This window comes from Rhodococcus sp. NJ-530 (assembly GCF_003860625.1).
In the GTDB taxonomy this organism is placed as follows: Bacteria; Actinomycetota; Actinomycetes; order Mycobacteriales; family Mycobacteriaceae; genus Rhodococcus_F; species Rhodococcus_F qingshengii.
This window is the reverse complement of the sequence record NZ_CP034152.1, coordinates 4560873-4583919: the sequence shown is the minus strand read 5'-3', so window position 1 is coordinate 4583919 and position 23047 is coordinate 4560873. Positions and strand designations below refer to the sequence as shown.

Sequence of the window (23047 nt, the reverse complement as noted above, 5' to 3'; positions counted from 1 at the left end):
CCGGGAACTACAACCGAAGCTTCGACGTTGTAAATTACGAGTGCTTTACTTTTAGTCAGGTACACGGACCGTGTCGGAAACTCGGATCCGTCCGGCGAACCCGCGACGCACCCGTCGTAGGCCACCACGATGAAGGGATGATCACGGTGCGCACCACCAGCAACCCGGTGTTCCGCAATCTGCCCAAGCAAGAGGGCAACGGATACGCCTCGTTCGGATCTGCGACGGCGGGCGCCTCGCAGGCAACCCAGCAGTTCGGTCAGCCGCAGTACGCTCCGGCCGAGCCGTACCAGACCGGTCCCACCTCGCGGGCCATGACGATCGACGACGTCGTCACCAAGACGGGCATCACGCTCGGTGTGCTGACGATCTCGGCACTGGTGTCGTACTTCCTGGTCAACAACAACGCCGACCTCGCAGCCCCGCTGGTCATCGGCGGCGGTCTCGTCGGCCTCGTTCTGGTTCTGGTCGCGACGTTCGGTCGCAAAATGGACAACCCGGCAATCGTGTTGGCGTACGCCGCGGCCGAGGGCCTGTTCCTCGGTGCGCTGTCGTTCATGTTCACCTTCCAACTCCAAGGCGCTGACGCGTCGATGCTGATTGCGCAGGCGGTCCTCGGAACCTTCGGCGTGTTCTTCGGCATGTTGGTCGTCTACAAGACCGGTGCGATTCGGGTGACACCTCGTCTGACGCGAATGATCATCGGTGCGTTGATCGGTGTTGTCGTTCTGGCGCTCGGTAACCTCGTCGCGAGCTTCTTCACCGAGGGCGGACTGGGACTGCGTGACGGTGGAACCGTCGCCATCATCTTCAGCCTCGTCTGCATCGGCATCGCAGCCTTCAGCTTCCTGCTCGACTTCGACGCCGCTGATCAGCTGATCCGCGCACAGGCGCCCGAGAAGGCAGCCTGGGGCGTCGCATTCGGCCTCACCGTCACCTTGGTCTGGCTGTACGTCGAGATCCTGCGTCTGCTGAGCTACTTCAACAACGACTAGTTCTCGAGTCGATCCGTAACACGAAGAAGGGCCCCGCGAGGGGCCCTTCTTTTGTCGTCTGTGGACGGTTACGGTGCTTGGATACCTAGCAACTGCTTGGTTTGGAACGAAGGGGAGCGAATGTCGACAAACACCTCTGAACCCATCCTGGTCGCGGATGCCGGAGCAGTGCGAACGCTGACCTTCAATAATCCGAGTCGCCTGAACGCATTTGATGCAGCCGGTTTTCGAGCGTTCACCAAAGCGCTCGACGACGCGGCGTCGGACGAAGCCGTGGCCGTGGTGATCGTCGAGGGCGCAGGCAAGGCATTTTCCAGTGGCGTCGACCTACGCGCACTCGCCGAACCAGGCGCAGACAACGCCGACTTCGGCCACGCATTCGCGCCGCTGATCGTCGCGCTGGTGGAGTTCCCGAAGCCATTGATCGCCGCGGTACACGGCGCTGCCGTCGGCATCGGCCTGACCATGCTGCTTTACTGCGACGTCGTCTACGTTGCCGAGGACGCACGTCTGCGGGCACCGTTCACTTCGCTGGGTACAGCTCCCGAAGCTGCCAGTAGTTGGTTGCTGCCCAAGGTGATCGGAACGCAGCGAGCCGCCGAGCTGATCCTGTCGGCCCGGTGGCTCAGCGGCGTCGAAGCTGCCGCCTACGGACTGGCGACAGCCGCCGTGCCGGCCGACCAGGTACAGGCACGCGCCCGCGAGAGTGCCGAGCAGATTGCCGCCAACGTCGGACCGGCAGTTCTTGCCGCCAAACGACTGCTCCGTCACGGATGGGCGGACGAAGCTCGCGCTGCCGTGCAGCGTGAGGACGACGCTGCGCGAGAGTTGATTCGCGAGTTGGGGAGTTTTGCTCGGAAGTTCACGACTACCTGAAACCCGACCACACGAAAGCGGCCGCCCGGCAGAAGCCGGGCGGCCGCTTTCGACGTGCTCAGGGGATCAGCTGAGGCGCTCGATCACCATTGCCATGCCCTGTCCGCCGCCGACACACATGGTCTCGACGCCGAAGGTCTTGTCCTGCTCCTGCAGGTTGTTGATCAGGGTGTTGGTGATACGGGCACCGGTCATACCGAAGGGGTGACCCAGCGCGATCGCGCCACCGGAGATGTTGAGCTTGTCCTCTTCGATGCCCAGTTCGCGAGCGGATCCGAGGACCTGCACTGCGAATGCCTCGTTGATCTCGAACAGGTCGATGTCGGAGATCGACTTGCCGGCGATCTTCAGGGCGTTCTTGACGGCCTGGATCGGGCCGAGGCCCATGATCTCGGGGGACAGGCCCGAGACGCCGGTGGAGACGATGCGAGCGAGCGGGGTCAGGCCGAGTGCCTTTGCCTTGGTGTCGGACATGATCACCAGTGCGGCTGCGCCGTCGTTGAGCGGGCAGGCATTGCCGGCGGTGACGGTGCCGTCGGGGCGGAAGACGGGCTTGAGGCCGCTGATGCCCTCGTAGGTGGTGCCGGCGCGGGGGCCGTCGTCCTTGGAGACGACGGTGCCGTCGGCGAGCGTGACGGGCGTGATCTCACGCTCGAAGAAGCCGCGCGCGATGGCTTCCTCGGCGCGGTTCTGGCTGCGAACTGCCCAGCGGTCCTGGTCTTCGCGGGTGATGCCGGTGGCCGAAGCGACGTTCTCGGCGGTCTGGCCCATGCCCAGGTACACGTCGGGGATCAGGCCCTCTTCGCGAGGATCGGTCCAGGCGACTCCACCTTCGGCGAGCTTGGCGCTACGGGCCTGCGCTGCGTCGAAGAGCGGATTCTTGGTGTTGGGGAGGCCGTCGGCGTTGCCGGTGATGAAGCTGGAGACGGACTCGACGCCGGCGGAGATGAAGACGTCGCCCTCGCCTGCGCGGATGGCGTGCAGCGCCATGCGGGTGGTCTGCAGCGAGGAGGAACAGTAACGGTTGACCGTGACACCGGGGAGGAAGTCGTAGCCGAGCTGGACGGCGACGACGCGGGCGATGTTGAAGCCCGACTGACCGGCGGGCTGGCCGCAACCGAGCATGAGGTCGTCGATCTCGGTGGGGTCGAGCTCGGGGATCTTTGCCAACGCGGCGGCAACCATCTGAGTTGCGAGGTCATCCGGGCGGATGTCCTTGAGCGAACCCTTCATTGCGCGGCCGATGGGCGACCGTACTGCTGAGACGATTACTGCCTCGGGCATGAAAACTCCTTTTGTGTACTGCTCGAGGGCGGCTTGAAACGCCGTCGAGCAGGGCAAGTTGAATGCAGCTTCGACTTACAATTTACGTTGCCGCTCCCAGATGGTGGTCACGCAGTCTCACTCAGTTGACGTCGGGGCGCTGACCTGCAGGTTTGGTGCGTCTCGCGAAGGCTTTCCACTGGGTTGCCGCCGCCGTCAGTCGGGCCGCGACGGTGCGGGCTTGCGCCGCCTCCGAGACGTGGGGGAGTTCGGGTAGCGGGCCACCCTGCCATTCACCCAGAGCCGACGCGAGAACCGGGACGATCTGCTTCGCCGCGAGTTCGTATCCGGCCGCGGACGGATGGAAACGGTCGGCCGAGAACATCGTGTCGGGCGAGGCCAGGAATTCCTTGGCCAGCAGGTCGGCCAGTGGAACGGGATGACCCCCGGCGTTTCTGGTCGCGGCCGCCTGGGCGAGTGCGAGGCGATGGCCCCATTCGCGCACCACGGAGCGCAGAGGTTGCGGGATCGCCGTGACCACCCCCAGATCCGGGCAGGTGCCGACAACAACGACGGCGCCGCTCTCGCGTAAGCGTCGAACCGCGTCGCCGAGGCGTTTAGCCGACGCGTGAATCGCGTTCTTGGCGGTGACGTCGTTGGCGCCGATCAGGATCACCGCAGCGTCCGGGGGAGGACCGGCGACGAACATGGCGTCGACCTGCCCACTCAACCCGCGGGAGGTGGCGCCCCCGATGGCCTTGGTGCTCAAACGGATTCGCTTCCCGGTTTCACTCGCAAGCAGCTTCGCGACCTGAACACCCGGAACTTCCGAGGCCGTCAGCGCGCCCACGCCGGCCGCAGACGAATCGCCGAAGATCATCAAGTGGAGATCGAAGGGCACGGCCCGCCACCAGAGTTCCGGGTTGTCGGCGCCGGGCGCGTACACCCCGTCCGCCTCGGGTGGCTTGGCGATATTGCGACCGATCACCCCGCGGGCCGCCCCCGCCTGCGACATCAGATAGTTGTAGCCCAACCAGGAGAGCGTGCCTGCACTCGATCCGGCCACCACCGTGGCCACCGACGCTTTCAGTCCGGTTCGACTCACACTTGCCAATCTAGCCGGATTGCACCACCTTCGCCCGACGTCCGCGCGCACCGTTTTCTTTCATCTGGGAACATGGACGAATGCGCATCGCGGAACACGTCGTCGACCTCATCGGCAACACCCCACTCGTCAAGCTCACGTCCGTCACGGGCGAAAACTTCGGCACGGTGGCAGCCAAGGTCGAATACCTCAACCCTGGCGGTAGCTCCAAGGACCGCATCGCCGTCAAGATGATCGACGCAGCCGAGGCTTCGGGTGAACTGAAGCCGGGCGGCACCATCGTCGAGCCGACCTCGGGCAACACCGGAATCGGCTTGGCGCTCGTGGCGCAAAAGCGTGGATACAAGTGCGTTTTCGTCTGCCCAGACAAGGTCAGCGAAGACAAGCGCAACGTCCTGCGCGCCTACGGCGCCGAGGTGGTCGTGTGCCCCACGGCCGTCGCGCCGGACAACCCGAACAGCTACTACAGCGTCTCCGACCGTCTCACCCGTGAGATCCCCGGCGCCTGGAAGCCCAACCAGTACTCCAACCCGGGCGGACCGGAGAGCCACTACGAGACCACCGGCCCCGAGATCTGGGCCGACACCGACGGCAAGATCACGCACTTCGTCGCGGGCGTCGGCACCGGCGGCACCATCACCGGCACCGGCCGCTACCTCAAGGAAGTTTCGGGCGGCAAGGTCAAGGTCATCGGCGCAGACCCCGAGGGCTCCGTCTACTCCGGCGGCACCGGTCGTCCGTATCTGGTCGAAGGCGTCGGCGAAGACTTCTGGCCGTCGGCATACGACCCGTCCATCCCGGACGAGATCATCGCCGTCTCGGATGCCGATTCCTTCGAGATGACGCGTCGCCTCGCCCGCGAGGAGGGACTGCTGGTCGGCGGTTCCTGCGGTATGGCCGTCGTCGCTGCCCTCGAAGTAGCCAAGCGTGAGGGCCCCGACGCCCTGATCGTCGTCCTCCTCCCGGACGGTGGCCGCGGCTACCTGTCCAAGATCTTCAACGATCAGTGGATGGCGTCGTACGGATTCCTGCGCACCCCACTCGACGGCAAGACCAACGTCCCCACCGTCGGCGACGTTCTGCGTGGCAAGTCGGGCGAGCTGCCGGACCTCGTTCACACCCACCCGTCGGAGACCCTGCGCGACGCGATCGAGATCTTGCGCGAGTACGGCGTGTCCCAGATGCCCGTCGTGGGTGCGGAACCGCCGGTCATGGCGGGCGAGGTCGCCGGAAGTGTGTCCGAGCGGGATCTGCTGAGCGCGGTCTTCGAAGGCCGTGCGCACCTTGCGGATTCCGTCGAGAAGCACATGAGCAAGCCGTTCCCGCTCATCGGTTCCGGCGAGCCGGTCTCGGCTGCCACGAAGGCGCTCGGTGACACCGACGCACTCATGGTCGTCGACGACGGCAAGCCGGTCGGTGTCATCACGCGCCACGATCTCCTGGGTTTCCTGAGTTCGGATTCCTGAGTTCGGATTCCTGCGCCGGCACCGGCGCCATTAGGCTGGGGACCATGAGTGAGCAACGCAGCAAGGCCGACAACATCAGCTGGCAGGGTTTCTCCACGAAAGCGGTGCATGCGGGTTACGAACCCGATCCGCTGACCGGTGCGGTCAACGTGCCGATCTACGCGAGTTCCACCTTCGCCCAGGACGGCGTCGGTGGAATGCGCAGTGGCTTCGAGTACGCGCGAACGGGTAACCCCACCCGTCGCCCACTCGAGGCGAACCTCGCCGCGCTCGAATCCGGAACCTACGGCCGAGCGTTCAGTTCGGGAATGGCGGCCACCGACTGCCTGCTCCGTTCGGTACTTCGACCCGGCGATCACCTGGTCATCCCCGACGACGCGTACGGCGGAACCTTCCGTCTCATCGACAAGGTGTTCACGCAGTGGGGGATCGAGTACACCCCGGCTCCGGTGTCCGACGTCGATGCGGTGCGCGCGGCGATGAAGTCCAACACCAAGCTGGTCTGGGTCGAGACGCCCACGAACCCGCTGCTCAATATCGGTGACATCGAGCTCCTTGCCGAGGTCGCCCACGAGGGCAACGCAAAGATCGTGGTGGACAACACCTTCGCCTCGCCGTACCTGCAGCAGCCGCTGCAGCTCGGTGCCGACATCGCGCTGCACTCCACGACCAAGTACATCGGCGGACACTCCGACGTGGTCGGTGGCGCTCTCGTCTGCAACGACGAAGAACTGGACACCGCGTTTGCCTTCCTGCAGAACGGATCCGGCGGCGTTCCCGGCCCGTTCGACGCGTTCCTGACGTTGCGCGGAATCAAGACACTGGCGCTGCGCATGGAGCGTCACAGTGACAACGCGGAGAAGGTCGTCGAATTGCTCGACGGTCACCCCGCGGTTGCCAGCGTCATCTATCCGGGACTGGCTTCGCATCCGTCGCACAAGGTCGCGGCCAAGCAGATGCGACGCTTCGGCGGCATGATCTCCGTCCGCCTCAAGGGCGGCAAGGCGGCGGCTCTCGACCTGTGCTCGCGCACCGAGATCTTCACGCTGGCAGAATCTCTCGGCGGAGTCGAATCCCTCATCGAATTCCCCGGTGCGATGACCCACGCCTCGACGGCCGGTTCCGCTCTCGAGGTTCCCGACGATCTGGTTCGCCTGTCGGTCGGCATCGAAGACGCCTCCGATCTGGTCGGCGACATCGAGCAAGCGCTGTCCTGATCTTCGCTCTACAGTAATTCGACTTCGAATCTGCAGTGCGCCTTCACACCTCACGAGGGTGTGGAGGCGCACTTTCTGGAGGCATGCGTGAATCTCGAACAGATAAAGGCTGCACAGCAACTGCTCGCCCCGGTCATGCGACGCACCCCGGTCGTGGCCTCGCGAGTGTTGTCCGAAACCACCGGCTTCGCCGTGAGTTTGAAATGTGAAAATCTGCAGCGCACCGGCTCTTTCAAACCGCGCGGTGCGTACAATCGCATTGCCAATCTTTCCGCAGAGGAACGGGCAGCGGGCGTGGTGGCGGCCAGTGCCGGTAACCATGCGCAGGGAGTTGCCTGGTCTGCAACAGAATTGGGAATCAAGTCGACCGTCTTCATGCCGACGGGTGCGCCGCTGCCGAAGTTGGTGGCCACCAAGGCATATGGAGCTCAGGTCCACCTGCACGGTTCGACTGTCGACGAAGCGCTCGTGGCCGCTCGCGAATTCGCGGACCGAACCGGAGCAGTTCTGGTCCACCCGTTCGACCACGAGGACGTCGTGGCGGGGCAGGGGACTGTGGGGCTCGAAATCCTCGAGCAACTGCCTGAGGTCGGCACGATCCTCGTTCCCACCGGCGGCGGCGGGTTGATCGCGGGAGTGGCTGCAGCCGTCAAAGCTGTGCGCCCGCAGGTCCGCATCGTCGGAGTGCAGGCCGAGACCGCGGCTGCCTGGCCGGCGTCGTTGGCAGCCGGGAAGCCGACCGCCTTGGCGTCGATGTCCACGATGGCAGACGGTATCGCCGTTGGCTGCCCGGGCGAGGTTCCGTTCGCCGAAGTTGCCGCCCATGTCGACGCCGTGGTGACGGTCAGCGAGGAAGCGCTGTCCAAAGCGCTCCTGCTGTGCCTCGAACGCGCCAAGCTCATCGTCGAACCGGCCGGCGTCGCGGCCGTCGCGGCCTTGATGACCTGTACTCCGGAGGAGCTGGGACTGACAGGGCCGGTGTGCGCCGTGCTTTCCGGCGGCAACATCGATCCGCTACTTCTCACGCACGTCATCTCGCACGGTCTGCGAGCGGCCGGACGGTTCCTCGGCGTTCACATCACCATCGACGATCGGCCGGGCGCACTGGTCTCGTTGCTCGAAGTGGTTCGAGCGAACGGCGCCAGCGTGGTCGATGTCATCCATTCCCGTACCGGTGGCGAACTTGCACTCGACGAAGTGGAAGTCTTCCTCACCGTCGAGACGCGTGGTCCGGACAACAAGGCGGAACTTCTGACGGCCTTCGACCGCGCCGGTTACGCAGTACGACTGCAGAACTGAGGCGAGTTACTCGTCAGGCCAGCCGCCCAGAACCGTCACGCGGTACTCCTGGTCGACCAGCCTGGCGGGTACGTCGAGTTGATGTAGCCAGTCGATGGCCGAACCGCCCATGCCGACCGCAACCCGACTGAATGCGGCGGCCTGGGCGCAGGAGGATGCAATCACCGACACCGTGCGCCACATCGGCGTCGCCGTCGATTCGCGGTGCAGTGGCTTGACGGTGCTGGCCGTGGCGATCCCGCAGTCGGACGGAAGTGCTACCTGGCAGGTCGGGTCGCCGGGCAGGTCTTGCACCTGAATCTGCCAGCCGTCTTCCGGCGCCGGGCCGGCAACCGCGATGTCCCCGCCGAGGCCGACCAGCACGCCACACCCGAGAAGAGTCGCAGTGGACGCGGCACAGTGGTCCGCTGAACTGGCGCGGGCCGTCGCGGACAGATCGAGAACGACGTCGTCCGGGCTGTACACGCGGTTGTTCTCGACGCGAATCTTCCACCAGGAGTGAGGGTCTGCCGACCCGGCCGTCGGCGTGAGTTTGCCGTCGGTCAGTCGTGCGACAGCCAACGCGTCTTCGAGGAAGTGCGCGAACATCGGGGTCACGGCGACGCCGTCGACGTTGCTCGCGGCGCTGACATAGGTACGAATCTCGGAGTCGGCACGATCTCGATTGGTGGCGGCGTCGGCAGCGGTGAGGTACCCGCGAACCAGGCTGGCCGCGGAGGGAAGGACTTCAGGGTCGGTGACGACGACCCGGGCCTGAACCCCCCACGTGAGCCACTCGGAGGCCGAGCGCGGAGTACTCACGAACCGTTGGAGACGGCGTCCGGGGTTCCGAATCCGGCGACCACGACGGGCCGCTTCGCTACGGGATTCTTGGTGTGAGAAGCCGACGTGTCCGGCGCGAGTGCCGTGGCAGTGGGAGAAGAAACGAGTGAAAGTCCGCCGCTTGCGAGTGCTCCCGCCACAGCCGTGGCTGCGAGGGCGAGGCGAACGGGTCGATACACCGTAGTGCGTCCCCGGGCGGGTCGTGGCCGATCGTCGCTCATGGACTCAGCTTGCACGCCGAACCTGAGAAAAGCCTTGGCGTCTGTAGTCATTTGCGTAACGCCCGCCGAGATAAATGAGACATTGGTTACAGGAGTCGCGAGACTGAGCCGTGTCGAATGCATGTTCGAAAGAGTAGATGTTCGCACCGACAAGTTTCGGGTACGACCACGTACATGGATTTTCAGAGGTTTATCGGAGGTTCGGATGGCAGTCGGTGTCCTGGCGATCGCTGTGTCGATCGGCACCGCACTGGGCGTGATGAGTGGAACTCTCGGAGCGCCCGCACAAGTCGAGAAGAACGAGTCTTCGAATGCTGCAGTCTCACTTGCAGCCTGGAACGGACCGGCACGAACTCAGGACACACCTGAGGGAATCGTGCCTTCCGTACCCTCCAACTTTCCGGGAGCGACATTGGCGCCCGTGGGAGCGGTGGCAGTGTTCGCGCCGTGGATCAAAAAGGCCGGTGCTCTGTGCTCGGAGATCACGCCCGCGGTGATCGCCTCGCTGTACTCGGTCGAGAACGGATTCAAGTACGGACCCGATACCGACATCTCACCGGAAGGTGGGCGCGGGCCTGGCCGCTTCACCACCGCAGCGTGGACGGCATACGGCAAGGACGGTGACGGCGACGGAAAGATGGACATCCTGGGCGTTGCCGATCCGGTGATGACAACCGGATACCGGTTGTGCGATCTCGTGAAGCAAGCGCAGTCCTGGCAGAAGTCCGGTGAGGTCGAGGGCGATACCGTCGACCTCGCGCTCGCTGCCTACGACGTCGGGCCGGACGCAGTTCGCGAAGCGGGCGGCGTTCCGGCAGACAAGTCGGGCGAGGTTCCTGCGGAGCAGGCGGTCGCCGCTCCGTTCGTCGCCCAGATCAAATCGTTGCAGGACTCGTTCGCCCTGATGCTTGCGCCCTTCGACTACAACAACCTCGCCGCAGCGGTGGGCGGCGTCGTCGAGGCCGGTCTGAAGTTTCTCGGATTGCCGTACGTGTGGGGTGGCGGAAACATCAACGGGCCGTCGATGGGCGGGTTCGACTGCTCGGGGCTGACGTCGTACGCGATCCACGCGGCCACCGGGGTGACTCTGCCCCGGACCTCGGAGACGCAGTGGGGTGTCGGCGTCGAGATCCCGCTGGATCAGGCGCAGCCCGGTGACCTGTTGTTCGGCAACTGGCAGGCAGGCGGCCCCGGCCACGTGGCGATCTACGTCGGCAACGGTCAGATGCTTCACGCACCCACGTTCGGCGACGTGGTGAAGGTCGGCCCGATCTTCGCCGGCATGAAGGCTCGCCGCGTGGTGTGAGTGGGCAGGAAACGGCGAGCGTCGACAGAGCAAGAAGCGCCACCCGACCGAGTCGGGTGGCGCTTCTTTTCAGAGCTGGTACAGCCGATCAGCTGTGGTAAGGCTCCGCGCTCAGCAGCGTGACCTTCATGGTGCTGCCGTTGGGCAGGTTGTACTCACGCGTGTCGCCGACCTTGGCTTCGAGCAGCGCGCCGCCCAGCGGTGAGTTCGGCGAGTAGACCTCGAGCTTGGCGTCACGTGCGCCTTCTTCGCGGGTAGCGATCAGGAACGTCTCGGTGTCACTCTCGTCGCCGTCGTAGTAGACCTTGACTACGGATCCGGGCAGTGCGACACCGGACTGAGTGGGGGCCTCGCCGACCTTTGCGCTGTTCAGCAGCTCCTGGAGCTGGCGAATGCGGGCTTCCTGCTGACCCTGCTCTTCGCGGGCAGCGTGGTAGCCGCCGTTCTCCTTCAGGTCGCCCTCTTCGCGACGCTCGTTGATCTCGGCGGCGATGACCGGGCGATTGGCGATGAGCTGGTCGAGTTCGTTCTTGAGCCTGTCATGTGATTCCTGGGTAAGCCAGGTCACCTGGGTCTCGGTCATCTCGATCACTCCCTAGTAGTCGGAGCCGGGGGCTCCCTCGACGATCGCTGCAACAGCAGCGAACAACGACACAGAAGCACCACCAGGGATGCAACCTTGCCGTCAAACCTTGCGTCAATGCAGCAATACACGGTTCCACCCGGAACCGTGTATCGGGCAATTCTATCACGCATGACTACCCGCCCTGTCCGGCGTCAAACGTCCGGCAGGGTGGGTGCGTTCCGAGGTCAGCTCTTGGTCAGGTACTCCGGAACGTCGAAGCTGCAGCCGTAGACGTCGGCCATGCCTGGCGGCTGGGACGTCTTGACCTCGGTGTTGAACTCGAGGGTCTGATGTTCCGACGACGGGACGTAGACCTCACGTCGACCGGTTTCGGAGCCGTCCTTCGAGCGTGCGCGCACGATGCACATCGCTTCACGCGACGAGTCGTCGCGTGTGACGGTGAAACGGATCTTCACCGTGGAGTCGTTGGCGATGTCGAACGAGATGGTCTCGGTCTCGATTTCCTTGACCGCAAATTTTCCGTACGCGTAGTACGAGATTCCGCCGCCTACGACGATGACGAGAGCGGTCAGAGCCCACACCATCCACTTGCGGGGACTGCCCGTGCGAGTTGTGCTCGGGTACCGATCTTGGGGAAGCGGTTTGCTCATCACTCTGCTCTCGAAGACTCGAGTTCGCGTGTCGTGCAGCAACTGACTGTGTCCCGCCGGATTACCGAAGGGGTCACGGCTGCGCCAGGAACTCTCGGGTGGAACTATAGAGGACGTATCCCGTCGCGCCGTCGGTAGGTTTGTCGGCAGTCGGTACGTTTGACGGCAACGGCCCGGAGTAATCCGAGCGGTGCACAGCGTGTGATTCGAAGACTGCCGGTGACGGCTACAGGTGAACGCCGGTGACGGCTACAGGTGAACTGCCGGCAACGGCTACAGGTGAAGTTGAGGTGAACGAACACGTGAGCGGATTCCGGCTCATGGCCGTCCATGCCCATCCCGACGACGAGTCGAGCAAGGGTGCGGCCACCACCGCCCGTTATGCAGCCGAAGGCCACGAAGTGATGGTCCTGACGCTCACCGGGGGTGAGCGTGGCGACATTCTCAACCCGGCCATGGACGTTCCCGGTGTCCGCGATCGAATCAGCGAAGTTCGCCAGGAGGAGATGGCCGAGGCCGCTCGCATCCTGGGCGTGAAGCAGCGCTGGCTCGGTTTCGTCGATTCCGGGCTTCCCGAGGGCGACCCTCTTCCGCCGCTGCCCGAAGGGTGCTTCGCCCTCGTTCCGCTCGAAGAGTCGACGCGCGCTCTGGTCAAGGTGATTCGCGAGTTCCGTCCCCACGTCGTCACGACGTACGACGAGAACGGCGGATACCCGCACCCGGATCACATCCGGTGCCACGAGGTGACGATGGCAGCCTACGAAGCCGCCGCCGATCCCGAGTACTTCCCCGAGGACGGTCAGCCGTGGGAAATCAAGAAGGTCTACTACTCGCACGGATTCATCCGTAAGCGCCTCGAACTCTTCCAGGAGGAGTACGAGCGTCGCGGAGATCCGTTCCCGATGGCGGACTGGCTCAAGAAGTGGAAGACCGAACGCGGCGACATGATGGTCCGGGTGACCACTCAGGTCACGTGCGGCGACTACTTTCCCCAGCGTGACGATGCTCTGCGCGCACACGCGACGCAGATCGATCCCAACGGTTCGTTCTTCGCTGTGCCGCTCGACATTCAGCAGAAGATCTGGCCCACCGAGGAATTCGAGCTCGCCAAGACGCGGGTCACCACGTCCATTCCGGAAACCGACCTGTTCGCAGGTCTCGAAGAGGACGCTCAGAAGTGAATGCTCTGTCCGTCGAGGTAGTTCTCGGCACCACACAATTTCTTGCTCAGACCCCGAGTAACCCATCCGGCCCGGAGTTCGGAAAGTCGTCTCCGGTCGGCCTGCTGGTGATTCTTGCGCTGCTCATCGGTGTGATCCTCCTGGTTCGGTCGATGAACCGCCAGCTCAAGAAGCTGCCGGAGACGTTCGAACCGGATCATCCCGAACTCGATCAGCAGGCAGACGAAGGCACCGACCGGGGAGCTATCACTGCTCCGAGCCCGGCGGAACCCAACGTCTCTACCGAGAAGAAGCCCAAGCAAGAATCCTGAGACGAACGAGGTAGTGGCGATGGACCCACGGATGCGGAACAACCTGGGTGGGTCCTCGAGCCCTTACCTGCGTCAGCACGCCGACAATCCGGTCCACTGGCAACAGTGGGGCGAAGAAGCGATGGAGTGGGCGCGCGAGCGCAACGTGCCGATTCTCCTCTCGATCGGATACTCGGCGTGCCACTGGTGCCACGTCATGGCGCACGAGTCGTTCGAGAACGACGAGATCGCGGCCGTCATGAACGCGAACTTCGTCTGTGTGAAGGTGGACCGAGAAGAACGTCCCGACATCGACGCCGTCTACATGAATGCGACGGTTGCGATGACCGGCCAGGGCGGCTGGCCCATGACCTGTTTCCTGACTCCCGACGGTTCACCGTTCTACTGCGGCACGTACTACCCGCCGACGCCTCGCGGCGGAATGCCTTCGTTCACACAGCTTCTCGAAGCGATAGTCGACACCTTCACGAATCGGCGCGACGAGGTCGACAACGCGGCGCAGTCGATCGTCACGGAACTTCAGCGCGCGTCGGGCGGGATTCCGTACGGCGGAGCACCCATCGACGCCGAGCTGCTGAACGCGGCGGGCCGGTCGATCCTCGGCGACGAGGACGTCCCGCGCGGGGGATTCGGTGGGGCACCGAAGTTTCCACCGTCGGCACTACTGGAGGGGCTGCTCCGACAGTACGAGCGAACGGGTTCGGGCGAGATCCTCGGCGGCATCGAGCGCACCGCCGAAGCAATGGCACGTGGCGGGATCTACGACCAGTTGGGTGGCGGTTTCTCGCGGTACTCGGTCGATGCCGAGTGGGTGGTTCCGCACTTCGAGAAGATGCTCTACGACAATGCGCTGCTCCTGCGGTTCTACGCGCACTGGGCGCGGCGCACCGGATCGGACCTCGCCACTCGCGTCACCGAGGAGACCGCAAGGTTCCTGCTCTCCGATCTGCTGACCGAGAACGGTTGCTTCGCTTCGGCTCTCGATGCCGACACCGACGGCGTCGAAGGCCTCACGTACGTATGGACGCCGACGCAGCTGGTCGAGATTCTCGGCGCGGAGGACGGGCAGTGGGCGTCGGAGTTGTTCCGGGTCACCGATACCGGAACCTTCGAAGAGGGTGCGTCGGTACTGCAGTTGCTCCGTGACCCCGACGACTGGTCGCGCTGGCAGACGGTCTCCGACGCTCTACGCGCCGTCCGGGCTCAGCGTCCACAGCCCGGCCGCGACGACAAGGTGGTGACGGCCTGGAACGGGCTGACCGTCACGGCCTTGACGGAAGCGGGACTTGCCCTGGACCGACCCGACTGGATCACCGCGGCGGCCGAGTGCGCAGGCGCTCTTCTCGACCTTCACCTGGTGGACGGTCACTTGCGTCGTGCTTCCCTCGGCGGGGCTGTCGGCGCCCCGACGGGTGTGCTCGAGGATTACGCAATGTTGGCCACCGGCCTCCTGGCTCTATACCAGGCAACGGGATTGGCGCGGTGGCTCGATGCGGCGCAGCAGTTGCTCGACGTCACTGTCGACCACTTCGCTGATCCGGCCGAGCCGGGAAGCTGGTTCGACACGGCCGATTTCGCGGAGTCGCTCGTGACTCGGCCCCGAGACCCGTTGGACGGCGCGACGCCGTCCGGTGCGTCGAGCGTCGCGGAGGCTCTGTTGACCGCAGCGGCGTTGACCGATGCCGAGCGCTCTTCTCGTTACGCCCAGGCCGCGGCGGACGCGCTGGCGAGGGCCACGCTGCCGCTCGAGCGTGCGCCTCGGTCGGCGGGGCACTGGCTCGCGGTGGCGGAAGCGTCGTTGCGTGGTCCGATACAGGTGGCCGTCGTCGGGGAAGGTTCGCTGTTGGCCGATGCCCGCCAGCTTGCGCCGGGTGGTGCAGTGGTTGTCGGGGGTGCCCCGGATTCTTCACCGCTGCTTGCAGATCGACCCCTCGTCGACGGAGGTGAAGCCGCGTACATCTGTCGGGGATTCGTGTGTGATCGGCCGGTGACGACGGTGGTGGAACTGGCGAGTCAGTTGAACACGACGAGCCATACCGCGATGTAGTGGCAGATCGCTGCGACGACCGTCGCGGCGTGGAAGAACTCGTGATGCCCGAACGTCGTGGGCCACGGGTTTGGCCATTTCGTCGCGTACAGAATTGCGCCGACGCTGTAGAAGATTCCGCCGACGAGCAGCAGCACCATCGGCGCCACACCGACCTGGTGCGTCAGTTCACCGACCACGGGAACGATCGCCCAACCGAGGAGCAGGTAGAGCGGGACTCCCACCCATTTCGGGGCGGTGGGCCAGAGCATCTTGAGTGCGACGCCGGCGAGCGCGCCTGCCCACACGATCGCGAGGATGATCTTGCCGGTGTGAGTCGGGAGGCCGAGCATGGCGAACGGTGTGTAGCTGCCGGCGATGAAGAGAAAGATCATCGAATGGTCCGCACGCTTCATCCACGTACGGCCCTTGACCGTCTGCCACTGGATGCGGTGATACGTCGCGCTGATGCCGAAGAGGCCACAGATCGTGACGCTGTAGATCGCGGTCGCCCAAGCCGCTTTGGCGCCGACCTGAGCGCCGGCTACGGAGACGAGAACGATGCCCGCGACGACGGAGACACCGAGCGCCCACAGATGGATCCAACCGCGCATGCGTGGTTTGACCGGAAGCTCTTCGAGCCCGAATGCCGTCATGTGCAACCCCTCTCGTTCCGTACTGTTGCCAACCGCGTAACCTACGGTACCGTAGGTTACGCATCAGTAGCATAACCTACCTGCGGGTTTTCGACGCGTACAAAAAGCGTGACGGCGCTCGCATGTGGCTGTCACTGCCGGGCGTAGTCTTTGACACCATGGTGATGTCACGGTGAATCTGCGCGGACTGCTGTACAGCATCTACGAGCGACGACTCCTCAGTCATCTCGACGGTCTCGCGCACCCACGGCACGTAGCGGTGATGTGTGACGGAAATCGGCGATGGGCTCGCGAGAACGGCTTCACCGATGTCAGTCACGGGCACCGCATGGGCGCGCTCAAAATTGCCGAATTGCTCGAGTGGTGCGACGCCGCCGGAATCGAGATGGCAACCATCTACCTGCTCTCGACCGAGAACCTGCGCCGCGAGCCGGAAGAGCTCGACACCCTCCTCGAAATCATCACCGACGTCGTCGAAGAGATCTCCGGGCCCGGCAAGAACTGGAGTGTGCAGATCGTCGGGGCTCTCGATCTTCTGCCTCCCGAGCAGTCCAGGCGCTTGCGGGAAGCGGCGGCGGGGACGAGCGGCCGAACCGGGACACATGTCAACGTCGCGATCGGATACGGCGGGCGTCAGGAGATCGCCGACGCCGTCCAATCGCTCCTGCGCGACAAGATCGGTGCGGGCCTGAGCGGAGACGAACTGATCCAGGCCGTCACGGTCGACGGCATCGACGGGCATCTGTACACGTCGGGACAGCCCGATCCGGATCTGGTGATCCGCACCTCCGGCGAGCAGCGGCTCTCCGGATTCCTGTTGTGGCAGAGCGCCTATTCGGAGATCTGGTTCACCGAGGCGTACTGGCCCGAGTTCCGTCGAGTCGACTTTCTTCGAGCCTTGCGCGATTACGCGGCGCGCCACCGCCGGTTCGGCGCCTGAGCCGTCTCAGAGCTTGCGCAGCCGCAGCCGGTTGATCGTGTGGTCGGCGTCCTTGCGCAGCACCAGGGTTGCGCGGGGACGGGTGGGGAGAATGTTCTCCACCAGGTTCGGGTGATTGATCGAGTTCCAGATCTCCTTCGCCGCGATGGTCGCGTCACGGTCGGAGAGGCCGGAGTAGTGGTGAAAGTGGGCGTTCGGATCGGCGAACGACGTGTTGCGTAGCGCGAGGAACCGCTGGATGTACCAGGCTTCGATGTCCTCGATGCGGGCGTCGACGTAGATCGAGAAGTCGAACAGATCGGAGACCATCAGACGCGGGCCGGTCTGCAGGACGTTGAGGCCCTCGATGATGAGGATGTCGGGCTGGCGGATCAGGTGGTACTGGCCCGGGATGATGTCGTACGACGTGTGCGAATAGACCGGTGCCGCTACCTCTTCCGCCCCGGACTTGACTTCGGTGACGAAGCGCAACAGCTTGCGGCGATCGTAGCTTTCGGGAAAACCCTTGCGGTGCATGATGCCCCGACGCTGGAGTTCCCTGGTCGGATAGAGGAATCCGTCCGTGGTGACGAGGTCGACGCGTGGATGGTGATCCCAGCGGGCCAGGAGAGCTTGCAGCACACGAGCAGTCGTGGATTTTCCGACCGCGACCGAACCGGCGACACCGATGACGAAGGGCACTTGACGGTCGGGATGCTTCTCACCGAGGAAGGTCGCGGTGGCCGCGAACAGTCGTTGGCGTGCCGCCACCTGCAGGTGGATCAGACGTGCAAGGGGGAGATAAACCTCGGCAACTTCTTCGAGATCGATCTGCTCGCCGAGACCACGCAGGCCGTACAACTCGTCCTCGGTCAACACCAGCGGCGTCGACTTACGCAGTGTCCGCCACTGCTTGCGATCGAACTCGACGTAGGGACTCGATTCGTTGGTGCGCGCCATCAGCCCAGCTCACCGGCACGTAGTGAACCCGGGGCCCGGCGGACGAAACAGCTATGCGAGCAAGCCAGGCGCGTGTGCGCACGATCCGAGTGCATAGTCGGATTGTGCTCGGTGCCACGTCCGGGACTTTCGCCGGGTGGCATTCCGGAGCGAGCGACTAGGCTCGGTCGTTATGGATCCAGACACACTTGTTCGCCAATACCTGCTGCTCGGACTGGGTTTCGACCGTCTCGAAGACGGGTTCGTCGACGCATTCACCGGTGACCCGGCGCTGCGTAAGCAGATCGAGAGCGCCCCGAAGCCCGATCCGCGTGAACTTGCCCGCACGGCACGTGAATTGCGGGGCGAGTTGGCCGGAAGTGGTCTGAATGCCGAACGCGCCCACTTCGTCGACGTACACCTTCGCGCCCTGGAATGCTCCGGGCGCAAGTTCGCGGGTGATGACATCGGCTTCGTGGACGAGGTCGAGGCGTACTTCGACGTCCGAATCGAGAAGGGAAACGAGGACGCCTACAGCGACGCTCACCGGTTGATGGGTGAAGTTCTGCCCGGTCCGGGACCGCTGGCGCAGCGGGTGCAGGCCCATCGCAAGGACGACGAGATCCCCGCGGCGAAACTGAACGAATGCGTCGAGGCAATGTCGAGTGCGCTGCGCGATCTGGTCCGCGGCACGTTCGGGCTTCCCGCGTCGGAAACCGTCGAATACGAAGTGGTGGGGGACAAGCCGTGGTCCGGCTTCAACTACTACCTCGGTGACTACCGCTCCAAGGTTGCGATCAATTCGGATCTGCCGCAGTTCATGGCCAACCTACCGCGGCTGATCGCGCACGAGTCCTACCCCGGCCATCACACCGAGCATTGCCGTAAGGAAGCCGGTCTGGTCGGTTCGGGCCAGCTCGAGCAGACACTGTTCCTGGTCAACACGCCGCAGTGCATCATGGCCGAAGGCCTCGCGGATTTGGCGCTGGAAGCGATTGTCGGCCCGGACTGGGGTTTGTGGGCGCAGGACATCTACGCCGACCTCGGCTTGTCTTTCGACGGGGAAAAGGCGCAACGGCTCTCCGCCGCGTCGGGGCAACTGCTGAGTGTCCGGCAGGATGCGGCGCTGATGTTGCACGACGAGGGGCGCAGCCTCGACGACGTGGCGCTGTTCCTCGAACGGTGGTCGCTGTCGACGCCGGAACGCGCTCGCCAATCGCTCAAGTTCCTGTCTTCGCCGCTGTGGCGGGCATACACCAGCACGTATGTCGAGGGATACCGGCTGCTCGGGGGCTGGCTGGACGAGGTGCCGGTGGGCGCGGAGCGCACCGAACGCTTCCGCAGGCTGCTCGACGAGCCGCTGGTCCCCAGCTCTCTGCGTGCTGCCTAGTGCCGGGTGGAGACGGCGGGAGCGAACTTCGTAGACTGGACGCATTCGTTTCCGCATCCAGCTTGGAGATTCCTCGATGACCGCTGTGCCCGGCTCCGACGTCAACTCTGCATCACTCGCCGAACTCGACCCCGAAGTCGCCGAGGCGATGGCTGGTGAATTGGCTCGTCAGCGCGACACGCTCGAGATGATCGCGTCGGAGAACTTCGTTCCCCGCTCGGTTCTGCAGGCTCAGGGCAGCGTCCTGACCAACAAGTACGCCGAGGGCTACCCGGGACGTCGTTACTACGGCGGTTGCGAGCACGTCGACGTCATCGAGGATCTGGCGCGCAACCGTGCGAAGGAACTCTTCGGTGCAGAGTTCGCGAACGTTCAGCCGCACTCGGGCGCACAGGCCAACGCTGCTGTTCTGATGGCACTGATGAACCCGGGTGAGAAGCTGCTCGGCCTCGACCTTGCACACGGCGGTCACCTCACGCACGGCATGAAGCTCAACTTCTCCGGCAAGTTGTACGACGTCGCGTCCTACGGCGTCAGCAAGGAAGATCACCGCATCGACATGGACGAGGTGCGCTCGATCGCCCTCGCCGAGAAGCCGAAGGTCATCGTTGCCGGCTGGTCCGCGTACCCGCGTCAGCAGGACTTCGCGGCGTTCCGCGCGATCGCCGACGAGGTCGGGGCGTACCTGTGGGTGGACATGGCTCACTTCGCCGGACTGGTTGCGGCAGGACTGCACCCGTCGCCCGTCCCGTACGCAGACGTCGTCTCCTCGACCGTCCACAAGACCCTCGGTGGTCCGCGTTCGGGCCTGATCCTGGCGAAGAAAGAGTGGGCCAAGAAGCTCAACTCCGCTGTCTTCCCCGGTCAGCAGGGTGGACCGCTCATGCACGCCATCGCGGCCAAGGCAGTCACCTTCAAGATCGCTGCCGGTGAAGAGTTCAAGGATCGTCAGGCACGCACCCTTTCCGGTGCGCGCATCCTTGCCGAGCGTCTGGGCAACAAGGACGTCGCAGACCAGGGCATCAGCGTCCTGACCGGCGGCACTGACGTCCACCTCGTGCTCGTGGACCTGCGTAACTCGCAGCTCGACGGCCAGCAGGGTGAGGACCTTCTGCACGAAATCGGCATCACGGTCAACCGCAACGCTGTTCCGTTCGATCCCCGCCCGCCGATGACCACCTCCGGTCTGCGTATCGGTACCGCAGCGTTGGCCACTCGCGGATTCGGCGATGCCGAGTTCACCGAGGTCGCCGACATCATCGGTACCGCTCTGGCCGGCAACGCGGATCTGCCGGCGCTGCGTGCGCGCGTCGCCAAGCTCGCTCTCGACCTTCCGCTGTACGACGGTCTCGAGAACTGGGGCCTGCTCAGCAAGAACGTCTAGGAATTCCTTCACCGACGGCCCGGTCCCTTTTTAGGGGCCGGGCCGCTGGTTTTTTTGCCAGTCGCGGATTGTGGCATCGGTCACATGACCGATGGTGGCCGAGTTCGGTGCTTCCTAGCCTGAGAGCATCACCCCTCCGGCGAAGGAAACCCCATGACCGAACAGAATCTGCATTGGCTCTCCGCTACCGAGATGGCGGCGTCGGTCGCGTCGAACAGTCTCTCGCCCAACGAGATTGCCGAAGCGATGATCCAGCGCGTCGACGCCGTCAATCCGTCGATCAACGCGATAGTCCAGTTCGATCGCGAGCAGGTGACGCGCGATGCGGCCGAACTCTCACGGCAACAGGAAGCGGGCGAGAAACTCGGCCCGCTGCACGGCGTTCCGTTCACGATCAAAGATCTGACGGCAGTCGACGGGCTGCCGACCACGTTCGGGATGAAGCCGATGGCCGACAACATCGCGACGGGAAATGCCGTCGTCGTGGACAGGCTGCGTGGCGCCGGCGGACTGTTCCTGGGAAAGACGAATACTCCCGAAAGTGGTTACTACGGTGGCACGGACAACCACCTGTACGGGCCGACGCACAACCCGTGGAAGCTCGGCAACAGCGCGGGCGGGTCCAGTGGCGGTGCGTCTGCTGCTGTGGCTGCAGGCCTCGGGCCACTCGCCGAGGGCAGTGACGGCGCGGGATCGGTGCGTATCCCGTCGGCGCTCTGCGGGGTCGTCGGGTTGAAGCCGACCACCGGCGTCATCCCGCAGACCATCCTGGCCGGGCGCTTCTACAACTGGGCGTATCACGGTCCGATCACCCGGACTGTTGCCGACAACGCGCTGATGCTCGACATCATGGCCGGGCCGGACAATGCGGACCCGCTCTCGATCGAGCGTGCCGAGACCTCGTACGTCGAAGCCTCGAAGGGCGACGTGAAGGGCCTTCGCGTGGCGTGGTCGACGAATCTCGGTCTCGGCCATGTTGATCCGGAGGTGCTGGCGGTGTGTCTCGACGCGTTGTCGGCATTCGAGGAATTGGGTGCCCGGATCACCGAGGCGACCCCGCAGTGGGGAAATCCGTCGGAGTCGATGTGGAACGGCATCTGGGTTCCCGGTTTCGCTTCCGAATACGACTTGCTCGACTGGGAGAACCAGCGCGGCGAGGTCGACGACAACCTGATCGAGATCATGCACGAGGCCGAGCGGCTCACCGGTGTCGACGTCGGGCGGGCCGACGCATTCCGCGGCGTCATGTGGGACACGTGGACGACGTTCATGAACGACTACGACGTGTTGGTCTCGCCGACCCTGGCTTCGGCCACGTTCCCGCTCAGTCAGTTCGCGCCGTCGTGGCTCGAAGGTGCGTCGCTGCGTGAGCAGTTGCTCGATTGGCTCTTCACCTACCCGTACAACATGCTCAACAATCCGGCGATCACCGTGCCCGCTGGATTCACCGCCGACGGTCGACCGGTGGGGCTGCAGATCGCCGCACGTCACCGCCAGGACGCAGTGGTCCTGCGGGCTGCCGCGAACTTCGAAGCGGCACGTCCGTGGGCGGACAAGAAGCCGGCCGATTCACTGGTCGTGGCCTAGCTCACACGATTGGCTAGATTGGTGTGATGACGTCTGTACTGCCTGATCGCGGCGCTGGACCTGACATGTTCGCGCCGCGATCGCCGGCGGCCGGGGCGTACGGCATTCTCGGCCTGTGCGCCGAAGAACTCCGCGCACGTGGACTCGCGTACTCGGCTGCGGCGGTCACGTACCGGGACCCGTCGAGCGGAAGGCATCGGGCTCTGGCGAGTTCCGGATACGACGCCAGGGTGCTCGAGTTCCTGCTCGAGGACTTCGTCGCCGATCGCAATCTCTTCGGCATCATTCGCGAGGCTTCGGGCGTGCCCGTGTTCTGGCAGGACGTGCCACGATTCGAGCAGGTCGAGATGGTCACCGATGTTCTGCGGCCGTCCGGGTACGCCGAGGGTGCCTCGGTCGCATTGGGGTTCTCCGGCCGTGAGGTGACCGGATTGCTGCACATGAGCTTCGCGGATTCCGGCGTCGTCGATCGCGTACGGGAGGTGGTGGCGGCGTCCAGCGCAGCCTGCTCGCGCGTCGTGGGGGACCAGGTGGCGCTCGATCGTGTCCATCTGAGCCCACGGGAGATTCAAGTACTGCAATTGGTGGCCAGGGGCGCGGGCAATGTCGAGATCGCCGAGGAGTTGTTCGTCAGCCGTCGCACCGTCGCCACCCATCTCGAGAACATCTTCGTCAAGACCGGAACCAATTCGCGGGTTCAGGCAGCGGTGCGCGCCGCCAAGTGGGGTCTGATCGAGTCCTGAGTGACGCCGAATCACACGAGTGGCATTTTGTTACCTGGCGTTCACCAGATGTGCGGCTCGTTCCGTGGCGCGAGTGTCCGATCCGCAGTACCGTCGGCAGTAACG

General features: G+C 64.5%; 22 protein-coding genes. 14 read left to right on the top strand and 8 right to left on the bottom strand.

Annotated features, from left to right (window positions below; genetic code table 11):
• Positions 1-146 precede the first annotated feature (146 nt).
• Both EHW12_RS21190 and EHW12_RS21185 read left to right on the top strand, forming a co-directional pair.
• The gene (locus EHW12_RS21190; protein ID WP_020970268.1) at positions 147-995 is read left to right on the top strand and encodes a Bax inhibitor-1/YccA family protein; all 849 of its coding nucleotides are present in this window, start codon (positions 147-149) and stop codon (positions 993-995) included.
• Between the two features lie 120 nt (positions 996-1115).
• Positions 1116-1871 carry an enoyl-CoA hydratase/isomerase family protein gene (locus EHW12_RS21185; RefSeq protein WP_070162425.1) on the top strand — a complete coding sequence of 252 codons (756 nt, stop codon included), beginning with the start codon at positions 1116-1118 and terminating at the stop codon, positions 1869-1871.
• A gap of 66 nt (positions 1872-1937) precedes the next feature.
• On the opposite strand, the gene EHW12_RS21180 is transcribed toward EHW12_RS21185, so the two are convergent.
• Complete coding sequence (locus EHW12_RS21180; protein ID WP_019744600.1) at positions 1938-3155, bottom strand: acetyl-CoA C-acetyltransferase; 1218 nt, start codon at positions 3153-3155, stop codon at positions 1938-1940.
• A 121-nt stretch (positions 3156-3276) separates the two neighbouring features.
• The gene (locus EHW12_RS21175) at positions 3277-4248 is read right to left on the bottom strand and encodes an SGNH/GDSL hydrolase family protein (protein ID WP_042448870.1); all 972 of its coding nucleotides are present in this window, start codon (positions 4246-4248) and stop codon (positions 3277-3279) included.
• A 71-nt stretch (positions 4249-4319) separates the two neighbouring features.
• Between EHW12_RS21175 and EHW12_RS21170 the strand changes: the two genes are divergently transcribed.
• From EHW12_RS21170 to ilvA, 3 genes are all read left to right on the top strand, one after another.
• On the top strand, positions 4320-5705 hold the full coding sequence (locus EHW12_RS21170; protein ID WP_003943292.1) for a cystathionine beta-synthase: 1386 nt from the start codon (positions 4320-4322) through the stop codon (positions 5703-5705).
• Positions 5706-5749: 44 nt separating this feature from the next.
• The gene (locus EHW12_RS21165) at positions 5750-6922 is read left to right on the top strand and encodes a cystathionine gamma-synthase (protein ID WP_007728802.1); all 1173 of its coding nucleotides are present in this window, start codon (positions 5750-5752) and stop codon (positions 6920-6922) included.
• Positions 6923-7057: 135 nt separating this feature from the next.
• Complete coding sequence (gene ilvA, locus EHW12_RS21160) at positions 7058-8221, top strand: threonine ammonia-lyase (protein ID WP_223304414.1); 1164 nt, start codon at positions 7058-7060, stop codon at positions 8219-8221.
• A gap of 6 nt (positions 8222-8227) precedes the next feature.
• On the opposite strand, the gene EHW12_RS21155 is transcribed toward ilvA, so the two are convergent.
• Positions 8228-9022 carry an FAD:protein FMN transferase gene (locus EHW12_RS21155; protein WP_003943281.1) on the bottom strand — a complete coding sequence of 265 codons (795 nt, stop codon included), beginning with the start codon at positions 9020-9022 and terminating at the stop codon, positions 8228-8230.
• Positions 9019-9264: a hypothetical protein gene (locus EHW12_RS21150; RefSeq protein WP_153211881.1), complete on the bottom strand. Its 246-nt coding sequence runs from the start codon at positions 9262-9264 to the stop codon at positions 9019-9021. The genes EHW12_RS21155 and EHW12_RS21150 overlap by 4 nt, the downstream gene beginning before the upstream one ends.
• Before the next feature lie 205 nt (positions 9265-9469).
• On the opposite strand from EHW12_RS21150, the gene EHW12_RS21145 reads away from it, so the two are divergent.
• Positions 9470-10570 (top strand): C40 family peptidase, encoded by a 1101-nt coding sequence (locus tag EHW12_RS21145; RefSeq protein WP_003943296.1) that lies wholly within the window; start codon positions 9470-9472, stop codon positions 10568-10570.
• Between the two features lie 88 nt (positions 10571-10658).
• Here the strand turns inward: EHW12_RS21145 and greA are convergent, their stop codons facing one another.
• Together greA and EHW12_RS21135 are read right to left on the bottom strand one after the other, a co-directional pair.
• Entirely contained in the window at positions 10659-11153 is a 495-nt protein-coding gene (greA, locus tag EHW12_RS21140; protein WP_007726385.1) for a transcription elongation factor GreA, read from the bottom strand.
• A gap of 227 nt (positions 11154-11380) precedes the next feature.
• Complete coding sequence (locus EHW12_RS21135) at positions 11381-11806, bottom strand: DUF4307 domain-containing protein (RefSeq protein WP_164490595.1); 426 nt, start codon at positions 11804-11806, stop codon at positions 11381-11383.
• 302 nt (positions 11807-12108) lie between these two features.
• Here EHW12_RS21135 and mca point away from each other — a divergent pair, with 302 nt between their 5' ends.
• From mca to EHW12_RS21120, 3 genes are read left to right on the top strand one after another with little or no spacing between them, the layout of a single operon-like run.
• The gene (mca, locus tag EHW12_RS21130; RefSeq protein ID WP_125052692.1) at positions 12109-12987 is read left to right on the top strand and encodes a mycothiol conjugate amidase Mca; all 879 of its coding nucleotides are present in this window, start codon (positions 12109-12111) and stop codon (positions 12985-12987) included.
• On the top strand, positions 12984-13298 hold the full coding sequence (locus EHW12_RS21125; protein ID WP_125051671.1) for a hypothetical protein: 315 nt from the start codon (positions 12984-12986) through the stop codon (positions 13296-13298). The genes mca and EHW12_RS21125 overlap by 4 nt, the downstream gene beginning before the upstream one ends.
• Positions 13299-13317: 19 nt before the next feature.
• Complete coding sequence (locus EHW12_RS21120; protein ID WP_125051669.1) at positions 13318-15345, top strand: thioredoxin domain-containing protein; 2028 nt, start codon at positions 13318-13320, stop codon at positions 15343-15345.
• Here EHW12_RS21120 and EHW12_RS21115 read toward each other — a convergent pair.
• Positions 15312-15980, bottom strand: coding sequence for a hemolysin III family protein (locus EHW12_RS21115; RefSeq protein ID WP_058037248.1), 669 nt, complete (start codon positions 15978-15980; stop codon positions 15312-15314). The genes EHW12_RS21120 and EHW12_RS21115 overlap by 34 nt on opposite strands.
• Before the next feature lie 172 nt (positions 15981-16152).
• Between EHW12_RS21115 and EHW12_RS21110 the strand changes: the two genes are divergently transcribed.
• Positions 16153-16920: an isoprenyl transferase gene (locus EHW12_RS21110; protein WP_003945211.1), complete on the top strand. Its 768-nt coding sequence runs from the start codon at positions 16153-16155 to the stop codon at positions 16918-16920.
• Positions 16921-16926: 6 nt separating this feature from the next.
• Here the strand turns inward: EHW12_RS21110 and coaA are convergent, their stop codons facing one another.
• Complete coding sequence (coaA, locus tag EHW12_RS21105; protein WP_003945270.1) at positions 16927-17859, bottom strand: type I pantothenate kinase; 933 nt, start codon at positions 17857-17859, stop codon at positions 16927-16929.
• A gap of 172 nt (positions 17860-18031) precedes the next feature.
• On the opposite strand from coaA, the gene EHW12_RS21100 reads away from it, so the two are divergent.
• From EHW12_RS21100 to EHW12_RS21085, 4 genes are all read left to right on the top strand, one after another.
• Complete coding sequence (locus tag EHW12_RS21100; RefSeq protein ID WP_054782059.1) at positions 18032-19228, top strand: hypothetical protein; 1197 nt, start codon at positions 18032-18034, stop codon at positions 19226-19228.
• A gap of 76 nt (positions 19229-19304) precedes the next feature.
• Positions 19305-20612, top strand: coding sequence for a serine hydroxymethyltransferase (gene glyA, locus EHW12_RS21095; protein ID WP_003945195.1), 1308 nt, complete (start codon positions 19305-19307; stop codon positions 20610-20612).
• Positions 20613-20765: 153 nt separating this feature from the next.
• Positions 20766-22199, top strand: coding sequence for an amidase family protein (locus EHW12_RS21090; RefSeq protein WP_030536255.1), 1434 nt, complete (start codon positions 20766-20768; stop codon positions 22197-22199).
• A 26-nt stretch (positions 22200-22225) separates the two neighbouring features.
• Positions 22226-22942 carry a LuxR family transcriptional regulator gene (locus EHW12_RS21085; protein WP_030536254.1) on the top strand — a complete coding sequence of 239 codons (717 nt, stop codon included), beginning with the start codon at positions 22226-22228 and terminating at the stop codon, positions 22940-22942.
• Positions 22943-23047: the final 105 nt, after the last annotated feature.